At 62.0% G+C, this 8,496-nt stretch carries 8 protein-coding genes; 3 read left to right on the top strand and 5 right to left on the bottom strand.

All coding sequences use genetic code 11. The features are described 5' to 3' along the window. Positions 1-90 precede the first annotated feature (90 nt). Together VGH54_RS16140 and VGH54_RS16135 are read right to left on the bottom strand one after the other, a co-directional pair. Positions 91-1,401, bottom strand: coding sequence for a class I SAM-dependent methyltransferase (locus tag VGH54_RS16140; RefSeq protein WP_331513066.1), 1,311 nt, complete (start codon positions 1,399-1,401; stop codon positions 91-93). After that, positions 1,398-2,774, bottom strand: coding sequence for an FAD-binding oxidoreductase (locus VGH54_RS16135; RefSeq protein WP_331513065.1), 1,377 nt, complete (start codon positions 2,772-2,774; stop codon positions 1,398-1,400). The genes VGH54_RS16140 and VGH54_RS16135 overlap by 4 nt, the downstream gene beginning before the upstream one ends. 206 nt (positions 2,775-2,980) lie before the next feature. Between VGH54_RS16135 and trhA the strand changes: the two genes are divergently transcribed. Together trhA and VGH54_RS16125 are read left to right on the top strand one after the other, a co-directional pair. Further along, complete coding sequence (trhA, locus tag VGH54_RS16130) at positions 2,981-3,688, top strand: PAQR family membrane homeostasis protein TrhA (protein ID WP_331513064.1); 708 nt, start codon at positions 2,981-2,983, stop codon at positions 3,686-3,688. Positions 3,689-3,796: 108 nt separating this feature from the next. Further along, the gene (locus VGH54_RS16125) at positions 3,797-4,189 is read left to right on the top strand and encodes a DUF1801 domain-containing protein (protein WP_331513063.1); all 393 of its coding nucleotides are present in this window, start codon (positions 3,797-3,799) and stop codon (positions 4,187-4,189) included. 19 nt (positions 4,190-4,208) lie between these two features. Here the strand turns inward: VGH54_RS16125 and VGH54_RS16120 are convergent, their stop codons facing one another. Both VGH54_RS16120 and VGH54_RS16115 read right to left on the bottom strand, forming a co-directional pair. Further along, positions 4,209-5,330, bottom strand: a complete 1,122-nt coding sequence (locus tag VGH54_RS16120) for a hypothetical protein (RefSeq protein ID WP_331513062.1) — start codon at positions 5,328-5,330, stop codon at positions 4,209-4,211. A gap of 2 nt (positions 5,331-5,332) precedes the next feature. Further along, entirely contained in the window at positions 5,333-5,809 is a 477-nt protein-coding gene (locus VGH54_RS16115; RefSeq protein ID WP_331513061.1) for a VOC family protein, read from the bottom strand. A 238-nt stretch (positions 5,810-6,047) separates the two neighbouring features. Between VGH54_RS16115 and VGH54_RS16110 the strand changes: the two genes are divergently transcribed. Further along, the gene (locus VGH54_RS16110) at positions 6,048-7,412 is read left to right on the top strand and encodes a sensor domain-containing protein (RefSeq protein WP_331513060.1); all 1,365 of its coding nucleotides are present in this window, start codon (positions 6,048-6,050) and stop codon (positions 7,410-7,412) included. Positions 7,413-7,423: 11 nt separating this feature from the next. Here the strand turns inward: VGH54_RS16110 and VGH54_RS16105 are convergent, their stop codons facing one another. Continuing rightward, complete coding sequence (locus tag VGH54_RS16105) at positions 7,424-8,494, bottom strand: sn-glycerol-3-phosphate ABC transporter ATP-binding protein UgpC (RefSeq protein WP_331513059.1); 1,071 nt, start codon at positions 8,492-8,494, stop codon at positions 7,424-7,426. Positions 8,495-8,496 lie beyond the last annotated feature (2 nt).

Raw genomic sequence — 8,496 nt, 5'->3', positions numbered from 1 at the left:
TTGAGACCAGGATGCGATCCTCGACGAGATTGAGGAGTTCCTCATCGGCGTTCGTCCCGTGACCACGCGGACGAGTGGCGACAGCCAGGGCTAGGCCTGCCACCATGGGCGCAGTGGCAGGCCGTCGGTGCCGTGCCTGGCGAGATTGGACGCCAGCACGTGGTGCAGCTGAATATTGTTCTGTTCGAACGCCACCCGGGACGCCGCCATGTACAAGCCCCATACCTTCGCCGTGGCGATGCCAACCTCGGCGACAGCCTCGTCCCAGTGGGCGACGAGGTTGCGGGACCAGTCACGCAACGTCATGGCGTAGTGGTGACGGAAATTCTCCGCGTGGAGCACCTCGAAACCCACGTCTTGGATTTGGGAGAGGATGCGGCCCGAACCGGTCAGCTCGCCGTCCGGGAAAACGTAGCGATCGGTGAAGCTGCTCGCGCGGAAGTTCGACTTGTTGTTGTTGCGGGTGATGCAGTGGTTGAGCAGCAAACCGTCAGTGCGCAACTTGGACTTGAGGAATTCGAAATAGGACGGATAGTTCTTGACGCCGATGTGCTCGGTCAATCCGATCGAGGAGACTGCGTCGAAACCGGTTTCGTCGACGTCGCGATAGTCGCAGTGACGCACCTCGGCCCATTCGCCGAGCCCTTCAGCCTCGATCGCTGTTCGCGCCCACGCGGATTGCTCTGCGGACAATGTCGCGCCGATCGCGTGGACGCCGCGCCGGGCCGCGTAGCGCACCATGCCACCCCAGCCGCAGCCGACGTCGAGTAGCCGGTCCCCCGGCTGCAGCCTCAGCTTCTCGAAGATCAGCCGGTATTTGTTGTCCTGGGCCGCCTCCAGCGTTGCTTCGGACTCTGGATAGACCGCACACGTGTAGGTCATTGACGGCCCCAAGACCCACTCGTAAAAGGTGTTGGAGACGTCGTAGTGGTATTGGATCGCCCCGGCATCACGAGTCTTGCTGTGCCGCATGCCCTCGGCGATTCGGCGCCAGCGAGGCAGCATCTCCTGCGGCGGTGGCGCTGCCGGCAGGAGATGCTCGATGCCGACCGCGCGGATGATCCTGGCCATCAGTCGCGGCGAGGGCCTGGTGAACGAGACCTTTTCAGCCAGCAACTTGAGCACGTCGTAGGGATCGCCGGGGTGCACGCCGCGCGCCTCGATGTCACCGGCGACGTATGCCCGGGCCAGACCGAGTTCGCCTGGCGCGGTGGCCAGATAGGTCGTACCGCGAGGAGTCAGCAGGTCCATTCCCAGTGCGGCGTCTTCGGCTCCGGCGCTACTGCCGTCGTAGGCAGTGAATCGTAATGATTCCGTGGCACCGCGGGTGAAGACCGCCAGGACCTCAGCGAGGCTCAACTTGCCTGTCGCGGTCCACGCCGGCTCCTTTGTGGTCGTCATCGGCGTTGCACCGCCTTTGCGTAAAGGTCGAGGAAGCGGGAATCTGGATCGTAGATCTTCTTCGCGGTCTTGTAGGTCTCGCCGCCGTAGAGTTGATCGAACTCTTCTCTGCTGTAGTAGGAGTCGGAGTACAGCGACTTGTGCCCGTCCAGCGAACCGACCTTCTCCTCGATCAATCGATTCGTCGCGCCATCGGTCGCGCCCACCGGAACCGACGACCAGAAGCCGACATTGACGTAACTGTGTCCCGGCCGGATCGGATACAGCGACCAGCCGTCGTGATCCCGTAACCGCAACGGGCACAACCAGATCGGAGTGATCGGTACCGCATTGAGGAACCATTCCAAGAACTCCGTGGTGCGCTCGAGTGGGAGCTCGACATCTTGGACCACCCGTTCCCGAGGTGGACGGCCATTGCGCTTTTCGATCCGGTCGGCGATACCGAACCGCCGGTCCAGTGCTACCAGCTTCCAGTACATGCTGCTACGGCGGTAGCGCCGCGGCCACCAGCGTCGCAGACGGGGGTTCTGTGCGCCGAAAGCACCGGAGCACCAGAACCAGTCGGTGTCCCATCGCCAGAAGTAGTCGTGCATTGTCAACCGGTCTTCTACGGCGCCGGTGTCGTGCTGGATGGAGCGGTAGTAGATGCCCTGTCCGGTGTAGTCACTGACCGGGCCAGGGGCCGCCGTGCGCACACCGAGAGATAGGTAGCTCTCGGTGGCGTTGAACACCACGCCGTCGAGATAGTCGACAGAGACACCATCGAACTCACCGGTGTCAATGATGCGATCCATCGCCGCCATCAGGTGGCCCAGCGAGTGGAACCGCACGTGCCGCAGCGCGACGAACGGTTTGACAGGTTCTAACTCGATGCGTAACCGTGTCGAATACCCCAGTGTGCCATATGAATTCGGATACGTGCGGAAGAGGTCGGGGTGCTGCCGAGGTGAAACGGTGAGCAATTCTCCTGTGCCGGTGAGGATGTCTAACTCCAGCACCGACTCATGGGGCAGGCCGTTGCGGAATGAGGCCGACTCGATGCCCAACCCGGCGACTGCCCCGCCCAGCGTGATGGTCTTCAGTTGCGGGACCACCAGCGGCGACAGGCCATACGGGCGCGTCGCTGCCACCAGATCTTCGTAGGTGCACATTCCGGCCACGTCGGCGGTGCGTGCGTCCGAGTCAACCGAAATGACGTTCGTCAGCCCTGAAACGTCTAGTCCAGGGGTGCTGAGTTTCGCGCGGTCGCGGAACAAATTGGAGGTGGGCTTGGCCAGTCGGACAGCCGCCGTCGAGGGAATCGAACGGTAACTCGCCAAGAACCGTTCGACGCCCTCCACATGAGCCGCAGGTGCGGATGCAGGGACAGGCATCACCTAAACGATAGTCCCCGACACCCGCCAGCGCAGACACACCGCAACCACGGTCATAGGTATCGTGTCGTGGTGGTTCAAACGGAAAGCGGCTTGCCGTCCTGGGGATCGTCGATGGCTCGCCGTCCTCGGCTCGCTCGAACAGGCTTACTAGCGACGAGTACACCTTGACAGCTCGCCGGGCAGACCCGAAGACGGCTCCTCCAGTGGGCGATCTGGTGACCCCGCCCGTCGACGACCTACCCCAAGGTCTCGCCGACACCGTCGCCGAGCTCATTGGGAGGCCACGCGCACGGGGCTGGATCCACCTCGGCTGTGCGGCCATCGCCACCGTGGGCGGATTGGCATTGGTGTCGGTTGCAGGGATCACGTCTTCTCAGAAAGCCGTCCTCGCGACCCTGATCTACACCGTCGCCATTGTCGCGATGTTCAGCGTCAGCGCCATCTATCACCGCAAGCACTGGCACAATCCGGTGGCCTTGAAGTGGATGAGGCGGCTGGATCACTCGGCGATCTTCATCTTCATCGCCGGTAGTTACACCCCGTTCGCGCTGTTGGCGATGCCGCCGCGCACCGGAGCCGAAGTGCTGGCCATCGTATGGACGGGCGCAGCAGCTGGCGTGGCACTGAAGATGTGGTGGCCGTCGAGCCCGCGATGGGTTGGCCTACCGCTGTACCTCTTGCTCGGCTATGTGGCGCTCTGGTTCGCCGGCACCCTCCTCGATGGCGGAGGTCCGATCGTCGTCGGCCTGCTCGTCGCGGGCGGGGTCCTCTACAATATCGGCGTTATCTTCTTCGCCATTCGTTGGCCGAACCCGTGGCCGCGCACCTTCGGCTATCACGAGTTTTTTCACGCCTTCACCGCAGCGGCGGCGGTGAGTCACTACGCCGCCGTGTGGTTCGTCGTCGTGTAATTTTAGCCTCGATCGGTCACCTCACATTGCTGCGCACGTGGGCCTTTCCTGACCGGCCATACTTAAATGTCGGATGAACGACACGACTTGACGAGAGCGATAACACACATGGCGAAAGCCAAAAGCGGCGAGAAGGGTGGGGAGTCCCCCGCACAGCTGATTGATGCCCGCATCAAAGAACTCGGTGACTGGCGCGGCCAGACGTTGGCTCGTATCAGGAAACTGATCAAAGACGCCGACCCGGACGTGGTCGAGGAGTGGAAGTGGCGCGGGGTGCCGGTGTGGTATCACGCCGGAATGATCTGCACCGGTGAGACTTACAAGAATGTCGTCAAGCTGACCTTCGCCAAGGGCGCTTCACTCGATGACCCGTCGAGTCTCTTCAACTCCAGCCTGGATGGAAATACCAGGCGGGCCATCGACATTCACGAGGACGACAAGATCAACGAACAAGCACTGAAGGCCCTCATTCGCGCCGCCGTCGCGCTGAACACTTCCTAGAGGTCGAGCCCCGCTCGCCTCAGGCTGCCTTCTCGATCTCGTCTTCGTCGTCGGGGTGCTGGACGTAGGCCGCCTCTCGCACCGCTTCGTCGGATTCCAGCGCCGCACCCAATGCGCCACCGATCATCGCCAATGATGAGATCAGCCAGGCTAATTCGAAGTAATCGCGCATAGTGGCCGGATGGCCGACTTGGTCGCGCCAGATTTGCGGCATCACGAACCAGAACGACGCGCCCAGCGCTAACACATAGAGGGCCACGTACAGCACAGTCACGCCGATCAGAACAGTGACCACGGTGACGATATTGAACAGAATCACCTGCTTGCGTACTGCGCGAGCGACGATCGGTTCCCACAACTCAGCGCCGACGATCAAGGTCACGACTGTCGCGCAGATTGACACCAGCGCCGTGCCGCCGAGACGGAGCAACCCAAAGGCGTCGGCCAGTCGCCAGATATCGGCGGTCACCAAGCCGAACACTCCGGCAGCGACGGCACCCGTCAGCGCGCGCGATAATCGCAATGACAACCGCCACGGCTGGTTGGCCGCCACCATTCCGCTGATCAACGTCAGATTGCCGGTCAGCACTCGTGCGGTGTACAGAAACGCTTCATCAGCCGGGTCGCTGCCCAGTTCCCGAACCCGCTGCACCGTGAGTCGCCTCGACGAGCGGCGGCCGCCATCGCCCTTGGAATGGTGCAGTTCAGCAGATCCTGCGATCAGTCGTACAAGCAGGCGCACGATCGTCTCGCGGATCCGATGGCGTCCCCCCACTGCCCCCAACGCAGGCACAGACACGATCGCTACGTTGCGCACCGGATTGGCGTGGGCCACCACCGGTCGTTGTTCGACGTGTAACGGGAGGTCCGTAAGACAAATTATGACATCCCAACCCTTTTCAAGCAGTGTCTTCCGCGCGGCTTTCACGATCTGGGCGTCGGTCGCCGGCGGCTGCACTAGGCGACCCTCCACGACCTCGACGCACCAGCGGGCACCGGGTAACCGGCGGTCGAGCTCGCAATGCAACTCGGTATCGGCGAGCTCGCGGGCCAGCGAAAAGGCGGCACCCGGATCGCCGACGATCCCGAGCACAATATGTGGATCCGGGTCGGCGTCGACCGGATCATTAGCGGGCGTCATGCCTAGATCGTTGCATGCGTGGCGCTTTCGGGGCGCGGCGGCAAGACAGCGAGCCACGAGTCCGAGAGCAGCTCAAGCAGCTGACCGTCCGGGTCGCGGACCATTGCCGATTGGTCAGAGACAGTGCCCTCGACGACCGATCCGCCAAAACTCTCCACTGCGGCGAGTACTTCGCCGAGGTTCGACACTGATAGCGACAGGTGGGTGAGCCCGACCTGGTCCATGATGCGTTGCGACCCGGCCCGCAGGACGCGATGCGAGTAGGCAAGCAGCTCGAGCACCAGTCCGTCGCGAACCAGATACGTCGCGTGCAAGCCGATCGGCTGGCCTAACTGCAGCAGTTGACCCGTCCCCTCGTCGGGCGGCTCGAGTTCCCACCAGTAGGTGAAACCCAGCAGACCTTCGTAGAAGCGGCGCGAGCGCGCGGTGTCGGCGACGCACAATCCGACATGGTTGAAAACTATCCGCGGACGGGCCATTTCAACCTCCAACGAGTGAGCAGCGACTCCTAAGGTATCCGCAACGGGAACGGGTCATCGGCAAAAATACTGGATACCGCAACTCGCTATGACGATTCAGCGAATTTCGCTTTGGCGGTGGCGTTTACATTGGTCCACCGCGACCCGCTGCATACCCGTTCAGCCCCAATCGTCCGGCAGGCTAACATCAGCCTGATCCCTGCTTCTGCGCCTGAAATAAAACGAGAGGACTTATCTGATGACGCACCGTCAGCGGCGCCGCCTTCTGGTAGCGAGTTGCACCGCGGCAACGGTGTTGATGGTCGCGGCGTGCGGCAGTCACACGCCGTCATGGTTCCCGATGCAGGCGCAGAAGACTTCAAAGACCCACGCTCCCGACGCGGCGCCGGCCACTCCCGCTTCGCCTCCAAAACCGTTGCCCGCCAACAACCTCAAGAGCTTGGTCTTGTCTAACGAGGATGTCAACGAGATCGTCGGCCTGCCTCTCGACGATAGATCACAGTTCGATTCGCCCACCGCGTCCGCGGGCGACTACAGCAAACCTGACTGCGCGCTGACGATGGGAATTACCAAAGACGCCCTTGCAGACGGGGAATTCACTGCTTACCGGTCAATTCGAAATCAGGCATCCAAAGATGACAGCCTCACTGGGATGTTTTCGCAGAACTTCGCCACTTTCGAAACATCCGACAAAGCCGGCGAAATCTTCCACAAAGCGTACGCGACACTGGGCCACTGCAATTCCGTCACGATCGCAGCTAAGGACAACCCCGCCACCTGGAAAATCCTGGCCCCGGGTCCGTTCAACGGCGACGCGGTGACATTCGGCGCCCTGCAGTTCACCGACAAGAACCAACCACTTGGCTGGCGCTGCGACCACCAGGCGCGCGTCAAGAACAACGTCATAGTCGAGGCATCAATGTGCGCATGGGCCAACGGGGCCCCCGCTGCCGCTGCTGCCGTCGATCAGATCAGTGCCCGGATACCGCCTCCGGACAAGCCTGCTCCTCCGGCACCTGCAGGTTTTCTCGCGCCGAACAAGATCAAATCCGTAATCGTGGACGTGCCGCAAGCGAGCAAGATCCTCGGCACCAACCTCGGCGACAGCCACACCGTGTTGTATCCGCCGGCTCCCAGAGATTTCGGCGACAAGTCCAATTGCAGTCCGCTGGAAGGGCCCGACTCGAATTCGTTCGGAATAGATGTCGACTACACCGCATATCGCGGCTACGACTACCGCGAAGCGAAGGACAATTACCAGCACATCGTCGATCAACAGGTTGCGACATACCCCGACGCGCGAGATGCGGACCGCAACTTCCACAATGCACTGAGCGGCCTCAATGGATGCGACGGAGCGCTCGTGCCCGGCGAGTCGGGAAGCAATGTCCAGTTCCAACTGCAGACCCCAAATGTCACCGACAACAGGGCTCGGTGGACATCGATCGGGATAACCAACGGTCAACAAGGCGCCTGGCGCTGCGCCTTCGATTTCCGCACGCAGAGCAACGTCCTATTGGCCGCCAAGGTCTGCCAGAACGGCGACCCGACCGACATCGCCAGTCAGATAGCCGATCAGATGGCCGCCTCGATTCCCAAGTAACCCACCGTGCGCTACGGCAATCGATGACCGTCGACGCCGAAGAAATGCAGGTGTCCCGGCTGTGGGTGTAGGCGCACGCGACTACCCCGCGGCGGTGGGTCCTTCCCGTCAGCACGGGCGACGATCGGCTGATCGAAGGTGTTGTCGGGCCTTGCGATTCGCCCGTACAGATAGGCATCGGCACCGAGTTCCTCGACCACATCGATCTGCATCTCGACACCGGTTCCGCCGACGTCAAGATGCTCGGGCCGGATGCCGATCACCAGTTCTGCTGCAGTAGCGGTAATCTCGCGTGGGACGGGGATCGACCAGTCGCCCAGTGCGACGGAGTGATCGACGACAGGAAGGGTCACCAGGTTCATCGCGGGTGATCCGATGAATTCCGCGACGAACATGTTCACCGGACTTCGGTACAGCTCCCGCGGAACCGCGCACTGTTGCAGGACACCGTCGCGCAACACCGCGACACGATCACCCATGGTCATTGCCTCGACCTGGTCGTGGGTGACGTAGACCGTGGTGATGCCCAGTCGCCGTTGGAGTCCGGCAATCTGATTGCGGGTCTGCACCCGTAGTTTCGCGTCCAGGTTGGACAGCGGTTCGTCCATCAAGAACACCTGCGGTCGACGAACGATCGCACGCCCCATCGCCACCCGTTGGCGCTGGCCCCCGGACAAATCCTTCGGTTTGCGATCCAGGTACGGCTCGAGGTCGAGTAACCGGGCAGCATCCAAAACCCGTTCCCGCATCTCACTTTTCGCCAGCCCGGCGATCTTGAGGGCGAAGCCCATGTTCTGGGCAACAGTCATGTGCGGATACAAAGCGTAGTTTTGGAAAACCATTGCCACATCGCGGTCTTTGGGCTCAGCGTCGGTGACGTCTCTGGTACCGATGAGTATCCGTCCGGAGTCGACCGTTTCCAGCCCGGCGATCATGCGTAGCGACGTGGTCTTGCCGCACCCGGACGGTCCGACGAGCACAACGAATTCGCCGTCGCTGACGCTCAGGTCCAGGCGGTCGACTGCGGACCGATCCGCGCCGGAGTATCGCCGGGTCGCCTGGTCGAAAGTCACTGACGCCATTG

The organism is Mycobacterium sp. (assembly GCF_036488105.1).
Lineage (GTDB): Bacteria > Actinomycetota > Actinomycetes > Mycobacteriales > Mycobacteriaceae > Mycobacterium.
This window is presented reverse-complemented; position numbering and strand designations above follow the sequence as displayed.